The organism is Halorubrum sp. SD690R, assembly GCF_005435035.1.
Taxonomy (GTDB): Archaea; Halobacteriota; Halobacteria; order Halobacteriales; family Haloferacaceae; genus Halorubrum; species Halorubrum ezzemoulense.
Genome location: NZ_SGTV01000011.1, coordinates 48,807 through 67,817, shown reverse-complemented (window position 1 = coordinate 67,817; position 19,011 = coordinate 48,807). Strand labels below are relative to the sequence as shown.

General features: G+C 67.9%; 15 protein-coding genes and 3 tRNA genes. 6 read left to right on the top strand and 12 right to left on the bottom strand.

The genetic code is table 11. The features are described from left to right. The first annotated feature begins 29 nt into the window (after window positions 1-29). Together EXE41_RS08805 and EXE41_RS08800 are read left to right on the top strand one after the other, a co-directional pair. A complete protein-coding gene (locus EXE41_RS08805) occupies window positions 30-437 on the top strand; it encodes a cyclic nucleotide-binding/CBS domain-containing protein (protein ID WP_049932217.1) in 408 nt (135 codons plus the stop codon). Between the two features lie 122 nt (window positions 438-559). After that, the gene (locus tag EXE41_RS08800) at window positions 560-1,924 is read left to right on the top strand and encodes an LLM class flavin-dependent oxidoreductase (RefSeq protein ID WP_086215290.1); all 1,365 of its coding nucleotides are present in this window, start codon (window positions 560-562) and stop codon (window positions 1,922-1,924) included. A 391-nt stretch (window positions 1,925-2,315) separates the two neighbouring features. Here the strand turns inward: EXE41_RS08800 and EXE41_RS08795 are convergent, their stop codons facing one another. Beyond that, a complete protein-coding gene (locus tag EXE41_RS08795; RefSeq protein ID WP_137690771.1) occupies window positions 2,316-2,789 on the bottom strand; it encodes a deoxyuridine 5'-triphosphate nucleotidohydrolase in 474 nt (157 codons plus the stop codon). A 275-nt stretch (window positions 2,790-3,064) separates the two neighbouring features. Between EXE41_RS08795 and EXE41_RS08790 the strand changes: the two genes are divergently transcribed. Beyond that, a complete protein-coding gene (locus tag EXE41_RS08790; RefSeq protein WP_049932208.1) occupies window positions 3,065-5,050 on the top strand; it encodes an aconitate hydratase in 1,986 nt (661 codons plus the stop codon). A gap of 153 nt (window positions 5,051-5,203) precedes the next feature. Here EXE41_RS08790 and EXE41_RS08785 read toward each other — a convergent pair whose 3' ends face one another. From EXE41_RS08785 to EXE41_RS08750, 8 genes are all read right to left on the bottom strand, one after another. Then, window positions 5,204-5,857: a 30S ribosomal protein S7 gene (locus tag EXE41_RS08785; protein ID WP_049932207.1), complete on the bottom strand. Its 654-nt coding sequence runs from the start codon at window positions 5,855-5,857 to the stop codon at window positions 5,204-5,206. Beyond that, on the bottom strand, window positions 5,854-6,282 hold the full coding sequence (locus tag EXE41_RS08780) for a 30S ribosomal protein S12 (protein ID WP_006111505.1): 429 nt from the start codon (window positions 6,280-6,282) through the stop codon (window positions 5,854-5,856). Before EXE41_RS08780 ends, EXE41_RS08785 begins: the two co-directional genes overlap by 4 nt. A gap of 265 nt (window positions 6,283-6,547) precedes the next feature. After that, window positions 6,548-6,967 carry a NusA-like transcription termination signal-binding factor gene (locus EXE41_RS08775; RefSeq protein ID WP_049932204.1) on the bottom strand — a complete coding sequence of 140 codons (420 nt, stop codon included), beginning with the start codon at window positions 6,965-6,967 and terminating at the stop codon, window positions 6,548-6,550. Continuing rightward, window positions 6,967-8,181, bottom strand: coding sequence for a DNA-directed RNA polymerase subunit A'' (gene rpoA2, locus EXE41_RS08770; RefSeq protein WP_137690770.1), 1,215 nt, complete (start codon window positions 8,179-8,181; stop codon window positions 6,967-6,969). Before rpoA2 ends, EXE41_RS08775 begins: the two co-directional genes overlap by 1 nt. Further along, window positions 8,174-11,101 carry a DNA-directed RNA polymerase subunit A' gene (locus EXE41_RS08765; protein ID WP_137690769.1) on the bottom strand — a complete coding sequence of 976 codons (2,928 nt, stop codon included), beginning with the start codon at window positions 11,099-11,101 and terminating at the stop codon, window positions 8,174-8,176. The genes rpoA2 and EXE41_RS08765 overlap by 8 nt, the downstream gene beginning before the upstream one ends. A gap of 6 nt (window positions 11,102-11,107) precedes the next feature. Continuing rightward, entirely contained in the window at window positions 11,108-12,937 is a 1,830-nt protein-coding gene (gene rpoB, locus EXE41_RS08760; RefSeq protein WP_004599095.1) for a DNA-directed RNA polymerase subunit B, read from the bottom strand. Between the two features lie 2 nt (window positions 12,938-12,939). Further along, window positions 12,940-14,505, bottom strand: a complete 1,566-nt coding sequence (locus EXE41_RS08755) for a DNA-directed RNA polymerase subunit B'' (protein ID WP_006111499.1) — start codon at window positions 14,503-14,505, stop codon at window positions 12,940-12,942. Next, the gene (locus EXE41_RS08750; RefSeq protein ID WP_004599097.1) at window positions 14,502-14,732 is read right to left on the bottom strand and encodes a DNA-directed RNA polymerase subunit H; all 231 of its coding nucleotides are present in this window, start codon (window positions 14,730-14,732) and stop codon (window positions 14,502-14,504) included. The genes EXE41_RS08755 and EXE41_RS08750 overlap by 4 nt, the downstream gene beginning before the upstream one ends. A 239-nt stretch (window positions 14,733-14,971) precedes the next feature. On the opposite strand from EXE41_RS08750, the gene EXE41_RS08745 reads away from it, so the two are divergent. Continuing rightward, a tRNA-Asp gene (locus EXE41_RS08745) sits at window positions 14,972-15,044 on the top strand. Between the two features lie 30 nt (window positions 15,045-15,074). Next, a tRNA-Asp gene (locus EXE41_RS08740) sits at window positions 15,075-15,147 on the top strand. A 212-nt stretch (window positions 15,148-15,359) separates the two neighbouring features. Here EXE41_RS08740 and EXE41_RS08735 read toward each other — a convergent pair. From EXE41_RS08735 to EXE41_RS08725, 3 genes are all read right to left on the bottom strand, one after another. Further along, on the bottom strand, window positions 15,360-16,364 hold the full coding sequence (locus tag EXE41_RS08735; protein ID WP_049932199.1) for a histone deacetylase: 1,005 nt from the start codon (window positions 16,362-16,364) through the stop codon (window positions 15,360-15,362). Further along, complete coding sequence (locus tag EXE41_RS08730; RefSeq protein ID WP_094495612.1) at window positions 16,365-16,796, bottom strand: histone family protein; 432 nt, start codon at window positions 16,794-16,796, stop codon at window positions 16,365-16,367. 89 nt (window positions 16,797-16,885) lie between these two features. After that, window positions 16,886-18,376 carry a single-stranded DNA binding protein gene (locus tag EXE41_RS08725; protein ID WP_198943797.1) on the bottom strand — a complete coding sequence of 497 codons (1,491 nt, stop codon included), beginning with the start codon at window positions 18,374-18,376 and terminating at the stop codon, window positions 16,886-16,888. Between the two features lie 246 nt (window positions 18,377-18,622). Here EXE41_RS08725 and EXE41_RS08720 point away from each other — a divergent pair. Further along, window positions 18,623-18,695, top strand: a tRNA-Arg gene (locus EXE41_RS08720). Window positions 18,696-19,011: the final 316 nt, after the last annotated feature.

Below are 19,011 nucleotides of genomic sequence, written 5' to 3'. Positions count from 1 at the left end.
CTTATACGGCGAGGGCGGGTCTCTCCGGTATGGACGAGATCGAAGACGTCTTCGTCGCGCGACTGATGTCGACGGACCTCCACACGGTGACGCCGGACACGTTGGTCGAGGACGCGGCCGCGGTGCTGCTCGAAAACGACATCAGCTCCGTGCTGGTCGTCGACGACGACGGCGACCTCGTCGGGATCCTCACCTCGACGGACTTCGTCGACATCGTCGCCAAGAGCCAACCGAAAGCCGAGACGACCGTCGAGCGGTACATGACGCGCGACCCGATCACCACCGGCGCGCAAGACGACGTGTCGGCGGTCGCCGCGACGATGCTGGAACGCGGGTTCCACCACGTCCCGGTCGTCGACGGGAGGACCCCCATCGGCATCATCACCACCTCCGACTTCGCCGCGTACGTCTCCTCGCCGGAGTCGGTCTCCGCGTAGGGCCCGCGGGTCGGCGTCCGGTCGGCGGTCGCTCCGCGCGTCTCCGTCGCGAGGCGTCCGCGACCGCGACAAGTGACGCCACTTCCTGTGGCCGTATTACCCCGGAACGCGTACGATGGTCCGTGTCCGATCACCTACACCTCAACCTCTTCACCATGACCTCGGTGGAGCACGTCTCGCCCGGGTCGTGGCGGTACCCCGGCGACCGGTCGGCGGACTACGCCGACCGCGAGTACTGGACCGAGGTCGCGCGCACCGCCGAGCGCGGCGGCTTCGACGCGGTGTTCTTCGCCGACGTGCGCGGAATCTACGACGTGTACGGCGACGACCGCGAGACGGCCGTCGAGCGGGCGGTCCAGACGCCAGCGAACGACCCGCAGCTGGTCGTGCCCGCGATGGCGGAGGTCACGGACGACCTCGGCTTCGCGGTGACGCGCTCGACGACGTACACCCACCCCTACCAGCTGGCGCGGGAGTTCTCGACGCTCGATCACCTCACCGACGGCCGGGTGGCGATCAACGTCGTCACCTCGTACCTGGAGTCGGCCGCGGCGAACCTCGGCCTCGACGATCGGATGGACAAGGAGACGCGCTACGACCGCGCCGACGAGTTCCTCGACGTCTGCTACGAACTGTGGGAGGAGTCGTGGGAAGACGACGCGGTCGAGGCCGACCGCGAGGCCGGGCGGTACAGCGACCCGGAGAAGGTCCACGCGATCGATTACGAGGGCGATCACTTCTCTGTGCCGGGGCCGCACGGCTGCGAGCCGTCGCCTCAGCGCACCCCCGTCGTCTACCAGGCCGGTTCCTCCGACTACGGCCGGTCGTTCGCCGCGCGCAACGCCGAGGCCGTCTTCGCCAGCCAGCCGACCGAGGAGGGCGTCGTCGAGTACATGTCGGACGTGAAGTCGCGCGCGGCCGACGCCGGGCGCGACCCCGAGAGCCTCCGCTTTTTCATCGGCGTGGTGCCGATCGTCGGCGAGACGCAGGCGCTCGCGGAGGCGAAGCACGCGGAGTACAAGCGGCACGTCGACGTCGAGGCGACGCTCGCGCTGCTGTCCGGCTTCCTCGACATGGACCTATCCGAACTCGACCCCGACCAGAAGGTCGAACACATCGAGACGGACGCGATCCAAGGGACGATGAACGCGTTCACGAAGGCGCAGCCGGACCGCGAGTGGACGGTCCGCGAAGTCGCGGAGTTCTGCGGGCTCGGCACCACCTCGCCGAAGATCGTCGGCACCCCGGAGGTGATCGCCGACGAGCTCCAGCGCTGGCACGAAGAGGTCGGCGTCCACGGGTTCAACGTCAAGGAGGTCGTCCGCCCGGACTCGCTCGTCGACTTCGTCGACCTCGTCGTCCCGGAGCTCCGCGAGCGCGGGCTCGTCCCCCCGGCCGACGCCGAGCCGCCGGGTGAGACGCTCCGCGAGCGACTCCTCGGCGAAGGACAGACGCGGCTCCGCGCCGACCACCCCGCCCGCCAGTAGCGGGAGAGAGTCCGCCGCCGAGTCGACGGGACCGGACTGCAGTCGGGCTGTTTCGGTTCCTGTTGGTCACGTGTTGTGAACATCTTGCCGCTAGCTAATACGATAACGCTGCCGCCCCCGGCACGCTTAAGTATCTACCTCCGCTTGTTTCAGGTGACGCTTCGCTTGGAGGGCCGAAGCGTCAGCGGGGACCTACTGAACGACACGCTCGTGCCACCTTTTCCCGGCACGGGCGTGCCGTTCGTTCCTTTGACTCCCGAGCTACGGGTGTTCCGTCCGTTTGCGACGACGGCGTGGTAGTGATGGAAGCGCTCGTCACCGACCGGTGCGCCCAGCGGCGTCGCACTCACGCGCGGCGGTGGATGTGGCCGACGGGCGCCAACCGATCGTTTCAGAGGTTCTCTTGCTGGTACGCGCCGTCGTACGTCCCGTCGTGGTCGGCCTCTGCGAGCACCAGCTGCGCGATCCGCGCGCCCGGCTCGATCTCGATCGGGTGTCCCACGTCGAGGCGCCCCTCGCCGACCCCCTCGTAGCCCGCGTCCCACACCGCGGTGTCGAGGGTACAGGCGTTCCGCAGCAGCGTCGAGCGCGGGAGGACGAAGCCGATCCGCTCGTCCGGGATCCGCACCGGCTCGCCGTACCGGACGACGTAGCTCCCGCGTTCGAGCCGGTAACAGTCGCCCCGCGGCTCCAGCTCCCGGCGCTCGCCCACGCGCTTCCCGTCGCGCCCGAGCCGGCCCGGTTCCGCCTGTTCGAACAGCGCGCCGACGGTGAGGTCGACGCCGTTCGGCTGTCGCTGCGAATCGTCGAGGTCGGCGCCGGCCGCGGAAAGCGCCGCCGCGACCGCGGCTCCCGAATCGAACATGCGCGTCCGGAACCGCGGCCGAGCCTAAACGGTGTCGACCGCGCCGCGGGTCGCTCGCGCGGAAAGCGGCAGCTCTCGCCGGAGGCGGGGAGACGGTGGTTTTCGGCCGTTTCAGGCGTTTAATGACCTAAAATACTCGGCACGGCTACGTATTTCACGGTGTATGGTACCACTGTGAGTTCACAGCAAACGTTGCCGCATCGGACGATCTAACACGGTCGATCTTCGGGAAACTCGCGGGTTTTATATCCACGGGAGAGCCAACTGCGGATGATATGGGACAAACGATTACAGAGAAGATCCTCGATGAGCATCTCGTCGAGGGCGAGCTGACGCCCGGCGAGGAGATCGGCATCGAGATAGACCAAGTGCTGACGCAGGACACCACGGGGACGATGGTGTGGCTCCAGTTCGAGGCCCTCGAAATGGACGAGGTCCAGACGGAGCTGGCCGCGCAGTACTGCGACCACCAGACGTACCAGTTCGACTTCAAGAACACCGACGACCACCGCTTCCTCCGCTCCGCGGCCGGCACGTACGGCGCGTACTTCTCGCGGCCCGGCAACGGTATCTGCCACCAAGTCCACAAGGAGAACTTCGCGGCGCCCGGCAAGACGCTGCTCGGCTCCGACTCGCACACGCCGACCCCCGGCGGGCTCGGCCAGCTCGCGATCGGCGCCGGCGGGCTCGACATCGCTGTCGCGATGGGCGGCGGCCCCTACTACGTCGAGATGCCGGAGGTCGTCAACGTCCACCTCGAGGGCGAGCTCCCCGAGTGGGCGACCGCGAAGGACATCGCACTCCACCTGCTCGGCGAGCTGACCGTCAAGGGCGGCGTCGGCAAGATCTTCGAGTACACCGGCCCCGGCGCCGAGAAGCTCACGATCCCCGAGCGCACCACGATCACGAACCTCGGCACCGAGCTCGGCGCCACCTCCTCGATCTTCGCGACCGACGAGAAGACGAAGGACTGGCTCGCGCGCCAGGACCGCGAGGACGAGTTCGTCGACCTCCAGCCCGACGAGGACGCGGAGTACGCGGAGACGATCGAGGTCGACCTGACCGAGCTCGAGCCGCTCGTGGCCGCCCCCTCGATGCCCGACAACGTCGCCCCCGTCAGCGAGTACGAGGGCACCGACGTCGAGCAGGTCATCGTCGGCTCCTGTACCAACGGCGCCTACGAGGACATCCTCCCCAGCGCGAAGATGCTGGAGGACCGCGAGGTCGCCAAGCAGACCGAGATGATCGTCGCGCCCGGCTCGAAGCAGGCCTCCGAGATGCTGGCACGCGAGGGCTGGACCGCGGAGATGATGGCGGCCGGCGTCAACTTCTCCGAGGCGACCTGCGGCGCGTGTATCGGCATCGGTCACGTGCCCGCCTCCGACTCCGTCTCGCTGCGCACCTTCAACCGCAACTTCGAGGGCCGCTCGGGCATCGAGGACGACTCCGTCTTCCTCTGCTCGCCCGAGGTCGCCACCGCGGCGGCCATCACCGGCGAGATCGTCGACCCGCGTGACCTCGCGGACGAGCTCGGCGACCTCGAAGCGCCCGGTCTCGAAATGGGTACGAAGTACGGCCCCGGCATGGGAGAGGACGACTCCGACATCATCTCGCCCGACGAGGCGATCGACGACGGGCTCGTCAAGGGTCCGAACATCGGCGACGTGCCGCTGAAGGACGACATCGACGTGGACGGCGGCGAGGCCCTCCTCAAGATGGAGGACAACATCACCACCGACCACATCATCCCGGCGACGGCGGACATCCTGAAGTTCCGCTCGAACATCGAGAAGCTCTCCGAGTTCACGCTCTCGCGCGTCGACGACACGTTCGCCGACCGCGCGCTCGACGCCGACGGCGGCGTCCTCGTGGCCGGCGAGAACTACGGCCAGGGCTCCTCGCGCGAACACGCCGCGCTCTGTCCGATGTACCTCGGCATCGAGGCCGTCTTCGCGCAGAGCTTCGCCCGCATCCACAAGGCGAACCTGTTCAACTTCGGGATCGTCCCGCTGGCGATCGACGAGGAGACCTACGAGGAGATCGACCAGGGCGACGACCTCGAAATCGTCGACGACGTGCCCGCGGGCGTCCGCTCCGGGCAGGAGGAGTTCACCGTGAGCGTCAACGGCGAGTGGGAGTTCACCGCCGACCTCGACGCCTCCGAGCGCGAGCGCGACATCCTCGCGGCCGGCGGCAAGCTCTCGTGGGTCAAACAGCAGCACGCCGACGGCGGCTCCGGCGCGACGCCGGCCGACGACTGACGCCGCGACCGCGCGGCCGAACCCGACTTTCTTTTTTCGCTCCTCACCAGCGGCGGCGACGCGCCCGACGCGGCGAGATCGAGGCGGACCCGTCGGTGGGCGGTCGGAAAGAGATGCAGAAAACGCCGGCGGCGTCAGCGGGCCGCGGCGGCGTCAGCGGGCCGCGGCGGCGACGCGTTCGCGCTCCTCCTTCTGCGAGATGGAGTAGGAGCCCTCGACGTCGTAGTCGGCGGCGGCGACGAGTTCGTTCGCGAGCGCCTCGGCGGCGGCGGTCGTCGACTTGTACGTCGCGCTCGCGACGGCGTCGGAGATGAAGAGCAACGCCTGATCGACGCGGCGCTGGGGCGCGACGTCGACCGCCTTCGGGACGGAGATGCCGCCGTACTTCAGGCGGACGGTCTCCTCGCGGGGCGCGGCGTTCTCGACGGCGCTCACGAGGATCTGGACCGGGTTCTCCTCGGTCCGGTCGTGAACGATGTCGAAGGCGTCGCGGACGATCCGCGTCGCCTGCTGTTTCTTCCCGGTGTTCTCCTCGGTCTGCATCAGGCGGTTGATCAGCCGCTCGACCAGGGAGATCTCCGACTTCTTGAACTGCTTCGACGCGTGGCGGCCCATCGTGTGCGCGATGGGCGTCACCGTCATGTACCGCTTCGTCGAGGGATCCTCGTAGGCGATCTCGGTGACGTCCCAGACGCCGAACAGCTTGGCGTTCTCGTTGGCGGCCTCGCTCGACGCGGGCGCGTCCGGGTCCGGCTCCTCGGCGGCGACGTCCTCCTCGGACGGCGCCTCGGTTTCCTCGCCGCTCATCTGACCGGCTTCTCCGCGTTGCCGCGAACCAGTTCGATCATCGACACGCCGTTGACCTTCTCGACCTTGTAGTTGACGCCGGAGAGGTCGCCCATCGCGCGACCCTTCGCGCCGCCGATCCCGGCGATCGTGACCTCGTCGTGCTCGTCGATGAACGAGATCGCGCCGTCACCGGGGCAGAACGCGGTGACCTGCTTCCCGTTTTTGATGAGCTGAACCCGGACGCACTTTCGGATCGCCGAGTTCGGCTGCTTTGCCTCGATGCCGACCTTTTCGAGGACGATGCCGCGCGCCTGCGGGGCACCCTCCAGGGGGTCGGACTTCGTCTTGAGCCCGCGCTCGCGCCGAGCGTACTCGGAGTCGGACCAGCGTCGCTTCTGCCGGTCCTTTTTGAGCTTACGGGCCGCGTACTTGCCGTTCGCCATCGTACGTCTACTTCCGAACGGAGCTACTTAAGCGTCGTCTTTCGCCGCCGCGAAACGCCCTCAGATTCCCCGAGCGGTACCTCTCGACGGATCTGAGGGCGTTTCGCGGCGGAACGACGGGCGCAAAACAACGTTGAGGCGATAAGCCGCCGAGAGACGCGTTCGTTCTCCGGTCAAAGCCGGCGGAAGAGTGCGCGGGTTCGGGCGCCCTCGGCGCGCGAACCGGGGCGTCCGACCCGGGACGACCGGCGGAGCGTCGCTCTCCTCAGGTCAGCTGTACGTCGTCGACGTCGTAGTGACGCTCGGCGAGCCGGCGGGCGGTCTCGATGTTCGCACCCTCCGCGCCGATGGCGACGCCGCGGTCCGCCTCCGGAACCTCGACGTACGCCACGCGGTCGTTCTGCTCCGAGATGGTGACCGCGTTGACGGCCGCCGGCGCGAGCGTGCTCGCGACGAACGCCTCGGCGGTGTCGGCGTCCTCGACCAGTTCGATCGACTTGTCGAGCCGCCGCTCCGCCTCCGTGACGGTCTCGCCGGCCTGCCCGATCGCGGCCGCCATCTCGCCCGCGGGCACCACGAACACGAGCCGGTCGCCCTCCACGAGGCAGTCGGTCGGCGTGACGCCGGTCAGCTCGTCGAACCGACCGATGTAGCGCCGCGCCTCGTCGGAGAGCTCGACGCGCATTAGTCGTCGCTCACGACGCGCGACCCCATCCGGAGGTCGACGTCGCCGGTCCCCATCGAGATGGGCTTGCCGGCGATGACGTTCTCGATGACCCCGTCGAGGTCGTCGTACTCGCCGTGGATCGCGGCGTCGAGCAGGTGGTTCACCGTCACCTCGAACGCCGCGCGCGCCAGCACGGAGTCCTTGTTGCCGGAGATGCCGTGCCGGCCGATGGACTCGATCTCGCCGTTGTTCGTCATGATGTCGGCGACGAGCATGAGGTGGCGGACGTTCACGTCGTCGAGCCCCTGCTCTTCGAGCGTGTTCTTCGTCTCGTCGATGATCGTCTCGCGGGCCGCCTCGACGCCGAGGTTGCGGTAGATCTCGTGGATGTTGTTACACGTCGTCCGCGAGGCGTCGACGCCCTCGATGTCGAGGGTGTCGCCGAACGCCGACCCCTCGGTGTAGAGGACGAACTCCTCGTCGCCGTCGATCTCCTCTTTCCGGATGACGACGCGCTCGATCTCTTCGATCCCCTTGAAGACGATCTCCCGGAGCCGCTCGACGAGCTGGAGCAGCTCGCGGTAGCTCGGCTCGTTGGGGCCGAACTCGATCACGGTGCCGGCCTGCCGGGCGTCGACGCCTAACGCGTCCTCGATCGTCTCGGCGATGATCCCCGCGATCTCCGTCGGGTCGGAGTGGGTGGGCCACCGCTCCAAGAGGGTGTCGTCGTTTAAATCGATCCGGACCAGCATGTCCGCGACGTTGGTCGATACGTCGCCGAGCGCGAGGATGCGCGTCGCCTCGATCGACCAGACGACCTCGTGGGCCTTCTCGCGGTCCGTCGCGTACTCCCCGTCGAGGTGGACCGTCATCATCGGCGTGTCCGGCGTCTTCCGGGCGTCCACCAGCTCGATGAGTCGGGGGAGCCCCTGCGTGACGTCGATTTCTGCGACGCCAGCGTAGTGAAAAGTATTCATTGTCATCTGAGTGCCGGGTTCACCAATCGATTGGGCAGAAACAGTGCCCACAGGGTCCAAGGGATCAACCCGCGTCTGCTCGTAGCGGTTCTCGACGCCCTCGGCGATGTCGGTCGCCTGCTCGATGGTGACCTCGCCGGCCTCCTCGGCCTTCCGGTCTATCGCCTCGTACACCTTCGTCCTGAGTCGGCGGGGGAGCGCGGTCGCCTCCACGACCGCCTCCATGTCGTCGGTGACGTTGTCGTACTCAGTCATCGGACTCCACCCCCGGCCCGCCGGCCTTGTTGAGCCCCGGCCCGGCGTGCTCCGAGAGGTTCGTCGGCGGCTCGCGCTCGCCGAGGAACCGCTCCTTCTCCTCGTCGGAGGCGAACTCCGCGTCGACCACGCGGTCGACGATCCCCTCGACGTCGATGCCGTCCTCCTCGCCGGAGGAGACCTTCACGGGCGAGGTGCCGTCCTCGCCGAACTCGAACTGGACGATCCGGCCCGAGGTGTCCCGGACCGTGCCGTCGTACTGCGCCTCCAGCTCGGAGAGCGCGTTGATGAGCCGACGCTGGAGGTAACCGGACTTGGAGGTCCGGACCGCCGTGTCGACGAGCCCCTCGCGGCCGCCCATCGCGTGGAAGAAGAACTCCTGCGGGGTGAGCCCGCCGCGGTAGGAGTTTTCCACGAAGCCGTGCGCCTCAGAGGAGAGGTCGTTCGGTCGGTAGTGCGAGAGCGTCCGGTCCTCGTAGCCGCGGTTGATCCGCTCGCCGCGGACCGCCTGCTGACCGACCGACCCGGCCATCTGCGTCAGGTTCAGCATCGAACCGCGGGCGCCCGAGCGCGCCATCACGACCGCCGGGTTGTCGTCGCCGAAGTGCTGGTCGGCGATCTCCCCGGCCGAGTCGCGGGCCTTCCCGAGCGTCTGCATGATCTTCATCTCGAGCGTCTCGTCGACGCCGCGGCCCGGCAGCGACTCCAGCTCGTCGGCCTCGTACGTCGCGATGAGCTCCTGAACGCGGTCGTAGGCGCTCTCGATCGCTTCGTCGACCTGCTCTTCGGCCTCCGGCGGGATCGACTCGTCGTCGATCCCGATCGAGAACCCGAAGTTCATGATCGCGCGCATCGCCAGCGACGCGATCTCGTTGATGAACACGCGGGCGCGGGTCTCGCCGTACTCCTTCGTGAGCGTGTCGACGACCTCGCCGCCGAACGCGCCGACCGCGTCCTCGTCGATGGTCCCCTCTATCAGCTGTCCGTCCTCGATGACGACGCTGTCGCCGGCCGAGGAGGTAAACGAGAGGTCGAGGTCGTCCGGGAGCAGCTCCGAGAACAGCGTCCGGCCGGTCCAGAACTCGCGGCCGTCGTCGTCGACGCCGTCCGCCTCGGGCAGTTCGTCCACGCGCGTGGCGCGGAGCAGGTCCAGCGCCTGCGTCTCCGTGAACTCGGGGTTCGAGTGGGTGAGCAGGTAGGTGCCGGAGATGTGGTCCTGGATCGCGCCGATGATGTTCCCGCCGAACCGGGGCGAGAGGATCTGCTCTTGGACGCGCATGAGGACGCGGGCCTCGGCGCGGGCCTCCTCGTTTTGGAGCGCGTGCATGTTCATCTCGTCGCCGTCGAAGTCGGCGTTGTACGGCGGGCAGACGACGGTGTTGAGCCGGAACGTCTTGTACGGCATCACCACGACCTCGTGGGCCATGATGGACATCCGGTGGAGCGACGGCTGTCGGTTGAAGATCACGATGTCGCCGTCCACGAGGTGGCGGTTCACCTCCCAGTCGGCCTCGACCTTCTCGGCGAGCTCCTCGCAGTTCTTCTCGGTCACCTTCAGCCGGCGGCCGTCGGGACGGCGCACGTAGTTCGCGCCGGGGTGGGCCTCGGGCCCGTTGCGCACGTACTGCCGCGCCTCCTCGACGTTGCGCTCGGTGACGTTGAGCGTCTGGGTCATCTCCTTGGCGACCCGGTCCGGAACGCCGACCTCGTTCAGCGAGAGGGTCGGGTCCGGCGAGATGACGGTCCGGGCGGAGAAGTTGACGCGCTTTCCGGAGAGCGAGCCGCGGAAGCGGCCCTCCTTCCCCTTCAGCCGCTGACTGAGAGTCTTGAGGGGACGGCCGGAGCGGTGTCGCGCCGGCGGCGTCCCGCTGATCTCGTTGTCGACGAAGGTTGTGACGTGGTACTGGAGCAGCTCCCAGAGGTCCTCGATGATCAGCTGCGGAGCGCCGGCCTCGCGGTTCTCCATGAACCGCTGGTTGATCCGGATGATGTCGACCAGCTTGTGGGTGAGGTCGTCCTCGGAGCGCTGGCCGTTGTCGAGCGTGATCGAGGGACGAGTGGTCACCGGCGGGACCGGGAGCACCGTCAGGATCATCCACTCGGGGCGGGAGTGCTCGGAGTCGATGCCGAGGACCTCGAGGTCCTCGTCCGGGATGTCCTCGAACCAGTCGCGGATGTCCGAGGGCATCAGCTTGTTCATGTCCTCCTCGGTGAGGTCGACGTCCAGCGCCTTCTCGATGGCGCGGCGGTCCTCCTTGCGCGGGCGGAACTCGCCGGCCATGATCTCGTTGATCCGGTCGACGGCGATGTCCGTCTTCTCGGCGAGCTCCTGCGGCGAGGTGCCCGGGTCGTCCTCCTCCTCATCGGGCTGCATCGCGGCCGCGATTCGCTCGGAGTAGTCTCCGGAGAGCACGTCCTGAACCTCGTAGTAGGTGGTCGGCTTCTCGTGTTTGATGTCCGCCTGCGGCTCGCCGCAGAACGGGCACGTCGACGCCTTGCGGGCCTGCCGGACGGCGGCCTTCAGCACGTCGTGTTCGTCGTCGCCGAGCTCCTTCGCCCGCTCGTAGCGGTCGCGGAACTCGTCGCGCTGGGCGTCGTCCAGGGCGAGCCGACCGCACTCACGGCACGTCGAGCGCAGCAGCCGCCGGATGAGCTTCGTGAAGCCCACGTGGATGACCGGCGCGGCCAGCTCGATGTGGCCGAAGTGGCCGTTACAGGAGCCGGAGTGCGAGCCGCAGGTCCGGCACTCCAGGCCGGGGTCGATGACCCCCAGTCGCGGGTCCATCAGCCCCATGTCGATCGGATAGCCGTCGTCGTCGTACGTGTCGGCCGTGATCACCTTCGTCGCGGACATGTCCCGGTACGTCTCCGGGTCCATGAGGCCGAAGTCGATCCCGCCGAGCACTTTCGGTGTTTGCATTGACATCTAAATCGCGTCCTCCAGTTCGAGTTTCGGTCGGATGCCGAGGGCGATCATCTCGTCGAGCAGCAGCTTGAACGCGTAGCTGACCTCCAGCTCGTGGATGTCGTCCTCGTCGCCCGTGACCGGGTCGTACACGCGGCGCTGCTCGCGGTCCTCGACGGCGACGAGCCCGGTCTCCGCTGAGACGTGGACCGTCTCGGCGTCAGAGGACTCCAGCAGCCGCTCGTTGAGCACCATCGACGCGCCGTGGCCGATGATCGTGTCGCGCTCCATCTCCCCGACGCGCAGCCCGCCCTCGCGGGCGCGCCCCTCGGTCGGCTGGCGCGTGAGCACCTGGACCGGCCCGCGCGAGCGGGCGTGGAGCTTGTTCGACACCATGTGGTACAGCTTGTGGTAGAAGATCGTCCCGACGAAGATCTCGGCGTCGATCTTCTCGCCGGTGACGCCGGAGTACATGACCTCCTTGCCGGAGGACTCGAAGCCGTACTCCTCCAGCTGACCGCGGAGCTCCTCCTCGTCTTCCCCCTGGAACGGCGTCCCGTCGACGCGCGAGCCGCGGAGCGAGCCGACCTTCCCGCCGAGCATCTCCAGCACGTGGCCGACCGTCATCCGCGACGGCAGCGCGTGCGGATTCATCACGAGGTCCGGGACGACCCCCTCCTCGGTGAACGGCATGTCCTCCTGGGGCGCGAGGTGGCCGACGACGCCCTTCTGTCCGTGTCGGGACGCGAACTTGTCGCCCAGTTCGGGGACGCGCTGGTCGCGCACCTTCACCTTTGAGAGCTTGGAGCCGTCCTCGCCTTCCATCAGCGTCACCGTGTCGACGACGCCCGATTCGCCCGAGCGCATCGTCACGGAGGTCTCGCGGCGCTTCTGCGGTGAGAGCCCGCCCATGTCGTCCGGCTCTTCGAGGAAGCGCGGCGGGCTGGTCTTCCCGAGCAGGACGGACGACTCGTCGACCTTCGTCTCGGGGTTGACGAGGCCGTCCTCGTCGAGGTGGGTGTACGCGTCCTCGCCGCGCGCGCCGCGAACGTCCTGGTCCGGAATCTCGAAGCGGTCCTCCTGGCCGCCGGGGTACCGGCGCTCCTCGCCCTCGTAGGTCCGGAAGAAGTGCGAGCGGGTGAGCGCGCGGTCGACGGAGCCCTGGTTCATCACCAGCGCGTCCTCGATGTTGAAGCCCTCGTAGGACATCACGGCGACGACGAAGTTCTGCGCCGCCGGCCGCTTGTCGAAGCTGATCTGGTCGGACGTCTGCGTCTTCACCATCGCCAGCTGCGGGTAGTGCAGGAGGTGCTGACGCGTGTCCGGCCGGATGCGGTAGTTGGCCGAGGGGAGCCCAAGCGACTGCTTCATCATCCCCGCGCCCATGGTGATCCGCGGGCTCGCGTTGTGCTCGGGGTACGGGATCATCCCCGCGCCGATGCCGAAGACGAGCTGCGGGTCGATCTCGAGGTGCGTGTGGTCCTCGGTCACGTCCTCCTCGTCGACCGCGACGAGGATGTCCTCCTCCTCCTCCGCGTCGATGAACTCGACGTAGCCGCGCTCGACGAGGTCCTCGAACTCGACGTCGCCGCGTTCGAGGGCCTCGATCTCCTCGTCGCCGAGGAGCGGCTCGCCGTTCTCGACGACGATGAGCGGGCGTCGCGCCCGCCCCGCGTCGGCGTTGACGATGACCTCGCGGGTCCGGTCTTTCACCGAGACGTTCACCATCTCCGAGACGTCGCCGCGGCGGCGCGCCTCGCGTATCTGTTCGGCGAGCTCGTCCGGGTTCTCGTGGGTGCCGACGAGGCTCCCGTTGACGTACACCTTCGCTTCGCGTTCTGCTTGTGCCATGATCAGTCGTCCGCCGTCTGTCGTTCGACGCCCTCGATGCCGGGGATCCCCTCGACACCCATCGACGCCAGTTCTCGTTTCAGCCCCTGTTCGTCCTCAACCGTCTGCGAGAGCTCCATCGCCTGCGCGAAGTTCTTCACGAGCCCGCAGTTCGGCCCCTCCGGCGTCTCGGAGGGACAGATGCGACCCCACTGGGTCGCGTGGAGGTCCCGCGCCTCGAAGTGCGGCTGCGACCGCGACAGCGGCGAGCGCAGGCGCCGAAGGTGCGAGAGCACGCCCATGTAGTCGGTCCGGTCGACGAGCTGGGAGACGCCCGAGCGGCCGCCGACCCAGTTCCCCGTCGCGATCGGGTGTTCGAGGCGCTCGGTCAGCACGTCGGAGCGGACCACCGTGTTGACGGTGAGCTGCCGGTTCCGCATGTTCGCGCGCTCCAGCTGGTACTTCACGTCGCGCGCCAGCTTGTTGAGAGCGGTCCGGAACAGGTCGCGCATCAGGTCGCCGGAGACCTTCAGGCGCTTGTTCGCGTAGTGGTCCTTGTCGTCGGCCTCGCGGCGGTCGAGAGCGAGCTCGAAGCACGCCTCGGCCATGCGGCAGAGGTAGTACGCCTTGTTGATCCGCACGTCCTCCTCGTCGACGCCCTCCTCGTGGAGGTGCGGGAGGAGGTAGCGGTCGATGACGTAGTTTGCCCGCTTGAGCTGGTAGTTCTTCCCCTGACCGCTCGCGACGCGCTCGCCGAGGGTCTCGATTGCCTCCTCGGTCGTCTGGACCGAGGCCTCCTCTAAGTTCTCCAGCATGAACTTCACGATCTCGGGGTCGTCCGAGACGCGGTGGACGATCTCCTCGTCGGATTCGAGCCCGAGCGCGCGGACGAGCGTCACGAAGTCGATGGATCCGGAGACGGAGGGGAACGACACTTCGAGCAGCCCCTCGCGGTTGCGTTCACAGAGCACTAAGGCGCGGTAGCCCCGGCGCTGGGAGAACGTCTTCGCGACCTGGATCTCGTCGCCGTACTTCGAGTCGTACTCGGCGAGGATCTTGTTCGGCGCCAGGTCCTCCGAGGTCATCAGCACGCGCTCGGAGCCGTTGACAATGAAGTAGCCGCCGGGGTCGACGGGGTCCTCGCCGATGTCGATGAGCTCCTCGTCGGAGAAGCCCGCCATGTTACACTTGTCCGAGCCGACCATGATCGGCATCCGACCGACCTTCGTCTCGGTCGTGTCGACGACCTGCTCCGGTTCGTCCTCGCCGCCGCGGACGATGGACATCTCCATGAACACGGGCGCCGAGTAGGTGATGTTGCGGAGGCGCGCCTCCTGGGGATAGAGCAGCTCCTCGGAGCCGTCGGCCTCGCGGACGCGCGGGGTGACCATCCGCACGTCGCCGAGCTCGACGTAGACGGGCTCCTGGCCCTCCTTGTCGCCGATGTCCGTCTCGATCGTCTCCTTCTCGTCGACGACTTCCTGCATGCCGCGGTCCAGGAAGTTGTTGAACGAGCGGAAGTGGTGTTCGGCGAGCCGTTCGTCGGAGAAGTATTCGCGTGAAACCACGCGTCGGTCTTGCCTGTTCATGAGACGACCAGTCGATACACGACCGCCTCGTCGGTCGTGCGGGAGTCGCGGACGATCTTCACCACGTCCCCGACCTCGGCCTCGTCGGGGAGCGCGGGATCCGTGCGTTTGATCTTCGGTAAGTTCGTTTTCTTCACGTCGTACTCCGCCAGGACCTCTTCGACCTCCTCGGGGTCGTCGAGGAGGACGTGGTCCGGGACGAGTTCGTGTTGGCTTACGTCTACCATGGGTGCTGGTGGTGGGGAGAAGCTATCACGAGATACTACAGGTACGTATATGCGCCAGCGTCATAAGACTTACCAAGCGCCGCCGCGCGCGGCTCACGGGTCGCGGGGCGTTCGACACTCCCACACACGCGAGGTTGACACAAAAGGATATCGGAGGCGGCCCCCCTGTCACCGGACCTCATCCTCGTCGGCGATGACAAGCCTTATTTGCCAGACAGGGATACGAACTGGTACGACAAGCCCGGATGGTGTAGTGGCCCATCATACGACCCTGTCACGGTCGTGACGCGGGTTCAAATCCCGCTCCGGGCGTCCCCGGTTTCGGGGCGCTGTCGCTTGGTTGCCCGGATGGTGTAGTGGCCCATCATACGACCCTGTCACGGTCGTGACGCGGGTTCAAATCCCGCTCCGGGCGTTTCTGCTGTCGCAATTGCGAGCGAGGAGCGGTAGCGACGAGCGAGTACCGCGACAGCAGAAACCGTCGAAGGGATTTGAGTCAGGGAGTGAAGCGAGCGTAGCGAGCGGAACGACCGGGGTTCAAATCCCGCTCCGGGCGTTTCTGTCGACGCCGACTACGAGCGAGGAGCGATAGCGACGAGCGAGCCCGGTGTCGGCCCACCTTCCGGGCTACAGGTCCAGTTCCGCCCGCAGGTCGTCGACGAGGGACTCGGTCTTCGCGTCCGGGTCCTCGTCGGTGTCGACCGGGGGGCGCCCGTCGTACGTCTCGTGGACCATCGAGACCCCCTCGGCGAGCGTGTCGAGGCCGTATCCGCCCTCCAGCACGTACGCGTGGGCGGCGCCGGCGTCATCGGCGAGCGTCCGGATCCGGTCGGTCAACAGCGCGTACCCCTCCGAGGAGACGCGCATCCGCGAGATGGGGTCGTGGCGGTGCGCGTCGAACCCCGCCGAGACGATCAGCAGGTCGGGGTCGAACCGATCGATCGCAGGCCCAATCCCCTCGTCGACGGCGTAGAGGTAGTCGGCGTCGCCGGCACCGGCCGCCAGCGGGAGGTTCACCGTCGTCCCGTCGCCGTCTCCCTCGCCGGTCTCGTCGAGGTCCCCCGTGTCCGGGTAGAGGCCGTCCTCGTGGATCGACGCGTAGAGGACGTCGCCGCGGTCGTAGAAGATGTCCTGCGTGCCGTTCCCGTGGTGCACGTCCCAGTCGAAGATCGCGACGCGGTCAGCGAGGTCCTCGTCAAGGGCGGTCTGGGCCGCGACGGCGGCGTTGTTGAAGAAGCAGAACCCCATCGCGTCGTCGGTGACGGCGTGGTGGCCCGGCGGGCGGCCGATCGCGAACGGGGTCTGCCGCCCGGTCGAGCCGTCGAGCGCCGCGCGGGCGGCCCACTGGGCGAGCCCGGCCGAGGTGAGCGCCGCGTCCCACGTCCCGTCGCTGGCAACGGTGTCGGGGTCCCAGCTGCCGCCGCCGTCCGCGACGAACGACTCCAGTTCGTCGACGTAATCGGGGTCGTGAACGGCCGAGACGGCCGCCTTCGCCGCGGGATCGGCCTCGACGTACTCGACGCCGTGCCGCTTCGCGAGACCGCGGCGGATCGCGCGGAGTCGGTCCGGGTTCTCCGGGTGCCGCTCGCCGGTGTCGTGGTCGAGACACCGCTCGCTGTAGCCAAACTGCATCTACTCGAACAACGCGAAGTACGTCTCGATGTCCTCGGCCTGTACGGTCCGTCGGTCCGCGTGCCGGGCCAGCGTCGCGGCCGCGCTCGCGACGTTGTCGGCGTAGTCTTCCAAAATGTCGGCCAGCGCGACGCGCGCGTCGACGCCGACCCGATAGCGGTCGTCGATCCGGAGTCGAGCGATCCGGTCGATGGGCGCGACCGGGAGCGTGAGATCCTCCCGGCCGACGACCTGCTCGACGCCGAAGTCCGCGGCCATCAGCGTCTTCCGGCCGTCCGCGGTCGCATGCTCGGCCGCGTCGACGGCGAGCTCGGCGCCGTGCGATTGGATCCGTCGCGCGAGCTCCTCGGCGGCGTCCGCGCTGACGCGGAGTTCCCCCGCGTTCCGCCGGATGATCCCGTCGACCGGCGCGAACGGTAACTCGACACTCATACACACAGTCGCGTCCGTGTGTCGTATAACGCTTTCCGTTACCCGCTTTGCCGCCGGATCCGGACGGGCCGCCGCGGCGGTCGGGCGCGTCAGAAGACGTCGTCGGCGTCGATGGTCCCGTCGCGCTCCGGGCCGCGGACGGTTATCTCCTCGCCGAGCCGGAGGCTCGCGTCGGTGTCGACCGATTTCGTCTGCTGTCCGTCGTCGAGCACGACGGGGTCCCCGGTCTGGACGACCGTGCCGGTGAACTCGACGGCGCCGTCCGATCGCTCCGCCGCCGCGGTCGCCGCGCCGCCGCTCGCACCGCCCCCTTCCTCGTCGCCGGCCTCACCGGCGACGGCCTCGGCCGCCGCCTTCTTGCCGTCATCGGAGAAGGCACCGAGGCCGGTTTCGTTCGACCCGCGGCCGTCTCCGTCGCCCCCGGTGCTTCCGGCCCCGGACGCGCCGCCCGCGACGCCGGCCGCCGCGTCGCTCCCCTCGTCGAGGACGGAGACGGTCGAGCGCCAGTTCGCGGACGCCTCGAGGTCGTCCTGCCAGCCGTCCTGGATCTCGACGTCGGTGAAGACGACCCGGTCGGCCAGTTCGATCTCGCGGTCGGCCTTGTCGCCCCACAGCGCGACGCGGATCTCGCCGGTCTCGTCTTTGATCCGGACGTTGCGGACCTGTCCCTCGCTGCCGTCGTCGCGGTCGAACGTCCGCTTCGGGTCGGTCTCGATGACGCCGCCCCCGATGTCGACAGTCTGGCCGATCTCGAGGTCGGCGATGTCGGTGGTCTCCGGGACGTACTCGACGTCCTCGTCGACGCGCTCGACCGTGCCGCGGTCGCCGACGTGGAGCTCCAGGTCGCCGTCGCGCTCGCGGACGTAGCCGTCGCCGACCTCGACGACCTCGCCCGCCGCGAACTCCTCGGCGAGGTCGGCCTTCCCGTCCCAGAGCGTGACGCGCACGCGCCCCGTCTCGTCGCCGAGCGTGAGGTTGGCGACGCGTCCCTCGCTGCCGTCGTCGCGGTCGAACGTCCGGATCGAGTCGGTGTCTAACACCTGCCCCACGAGGTCCACGTCGGACGCCCCGAGCGTCAGGTCCTCGACGCGGTAGGTGTCGAGCACTTGGACGTCGACCTCGGCGTCCTCGTCCGGCTCGACCTTGTCCGCGCTCACTTCGAGGCCGCTGTACCCCTCCTTGGGACGGCCCATGACGCGGAGGACCTGCCCGACTTCGAGCTCCTCCTCGGCCGCCGCGGCCATGTCGTCCCACAGTGCGACCCGGACGGAGCCGGAGGCGTCGGCGACATCGACGTTACACACGCGACCCTCCTCCGCGTCCTCGTCGTCGCGCTCGAAGGTCCGGATCTCGCCGATGGCTGTCACCTTGCCGAGGAACTTCACCTCGTTCATCCCCGGTTCGATGTCGGCGATGGTGTCGGCCTCCTCGTCGCGCAGCTCGTGTGCGATGAGCATCGCGGCGGTCTCCTCGTCCGCGAGCCCGCCCATCTGCTCGACCTTGTCCTCGACGGCGGCCTCGAACTCCTCGAACTCGACGTCGGTGTCGAGGTCCTCGTACACCTCCTCTATGGCGCCCATACTCGTCCCTCCGTGGTCGACGGGTTCGCGCATAAGCGTTGCCGTTGGCCGGGGGTCGCGCCGGGCACCCCCCGGTCGGCACGGGGACCGGAGCGGGTCGCGGTCGCGGCTCGAAAGCGTCTCATGGGCGTTCATGGGTCCCGTCGATACAAAAGGTGTTCATCCGGCACGGGGAGTATGCGGACCGCAGGCACGCGGCCGCCGGACCGTAACCGTCTTAAGTTCCACCGCGATACGTAGAAATGAGTCCTGGTAGGGTAGTGGACTATCCTCTTGGCTTGCGGAGCCAGGGACCGGAGTTCAAATCTCCGTCAGGACGTTTTCGGACAAACCAAACGGCGAGCGTAGCGAGCCGTGCGTGTGTCCGAAAACTCCGCGAAGATTTGAGCAGGAAAGTCGCAGCGGCCGAGCGAAGCGAGGCCGAACGGCTTTCCGAGTTCAAATCTCCGTCAGGACACTCACTTTGCGGCTGCCTCACTTCGTTCGGCAGCGACTGCGTTCGGTCCCGACGTGCCCGACGCTTGTTTCACTCGCGTCGGACTCCGTCGAGACGTTTCGGCCACACCAAACGACGGGCGCAGTGGAGAGTATGTCGCCCCCGCGACTGGGGCTCAGAGCCGGTCACCCTCACTCCA

Excerpts from the sequence above, each read along its gene's own strand:
- EXE41_RS08765 (WP_137690769.1), bottom strand. The coding sequence starts at position 11,101 with ATGCAAACACCGAAAGTGCTCGGCGGGATCGACTTCGGCCTCATGGAC.
- EXE41_RS08785 (WP_049932207.1), bottom strand. The coding sequence starts at position 5,857 with ATGAGCGGCGAGGAAACCGAGGCGCCGTCCGAGGAGGACGTCGCCGCC.
- rpoB (WP_004599095.1), bottom strand. The coding sequence starts at position 12,937 with ATGGCACAAGCAGAACGCGAAGCGAAGGTGTACGTCAACGGGAGCCTC.
- EXE41_RS08730 (WP_094495612.1), bottom strand. The coding sequence starts at position 16,796 with ATGAGTGTCGAGTTACCGTTCGCGCCGGTCGACGGGATCATCCGGCGG.
- EXE41_RS08780 (WP_006111505.1), bottom strand. The coding sequence starts at position 6,282 with ATGGCGAACGGCAAGTACGCGGCCCGTAAGCTCAAAAAGGACCGGCAG.
- EXE41_RS08795 (WP_137690771.1), bottom strand. The coding sequence starts at position 2,789 with ATGTTCGATTCGGGAGCCGCGGTCGCGGCGGCGCTTTCCGCGGCCGGC.
- EXE41_RS08750 (WP_004599097.1), bottom strand. The coding sequence starts at position 14,732 with ATGGTAGACGTAAGCCAACACGAACTCGTCCCGGACCACGTCCTCCTC.
- EXE41_RS08755 (WP_006111499.1), bottom strand. The coding sequence starts at position 14,505 with ATGAACAGGCAAGACCGACGCGTGGTTTCACGCGAATACTTCTCCGAC.
- EXE41_RS08805 (WP_049932217.1), top strand. The coding sequence starts at position 30 with ATGGACGAGATCGAAGACGTCTTCGTCGCGCGACTGATGTCGACGGAC.
- EXE41_RS08735 (WP_049932199.1), bottom strand. The coding sequence starts at position 16,364 with ATGCAGTTTGGCTACAGCGAGCGGTGTCTCGACCACGACACCGGCGAG.
- rpoA2 (WP_137690770.1), bottom strand. The coding sequence starts at position 8,181 with ATGACTGAGTACGACAACGTCACCGACGACATGGAGGCGGTCGTGGAG.
- EXE41_RS08775 (WP_049932204.1), bottom strand. The coding sequence starts at position 6,967 with ATGCGCGTCGAGCTCTCCGACGAGGCGCGGCGCTACATCGGTCGGTTC.
- EXE41_RS08725 (WP_198943797.1), bottom strand. The coding sequence starts at position 18,376 with ATGGGCGCCATAGAGGAGGTGTACGAGGACCTCGACACCGACGTCGAG.
- EXE41_RS08790 (WP_049932208.1), top strand. The coding sequence starts at position 3,065 with ATGGGACAAACGATTACAGAGAAGATCCTCGATGAGCATCTCGTCGAG.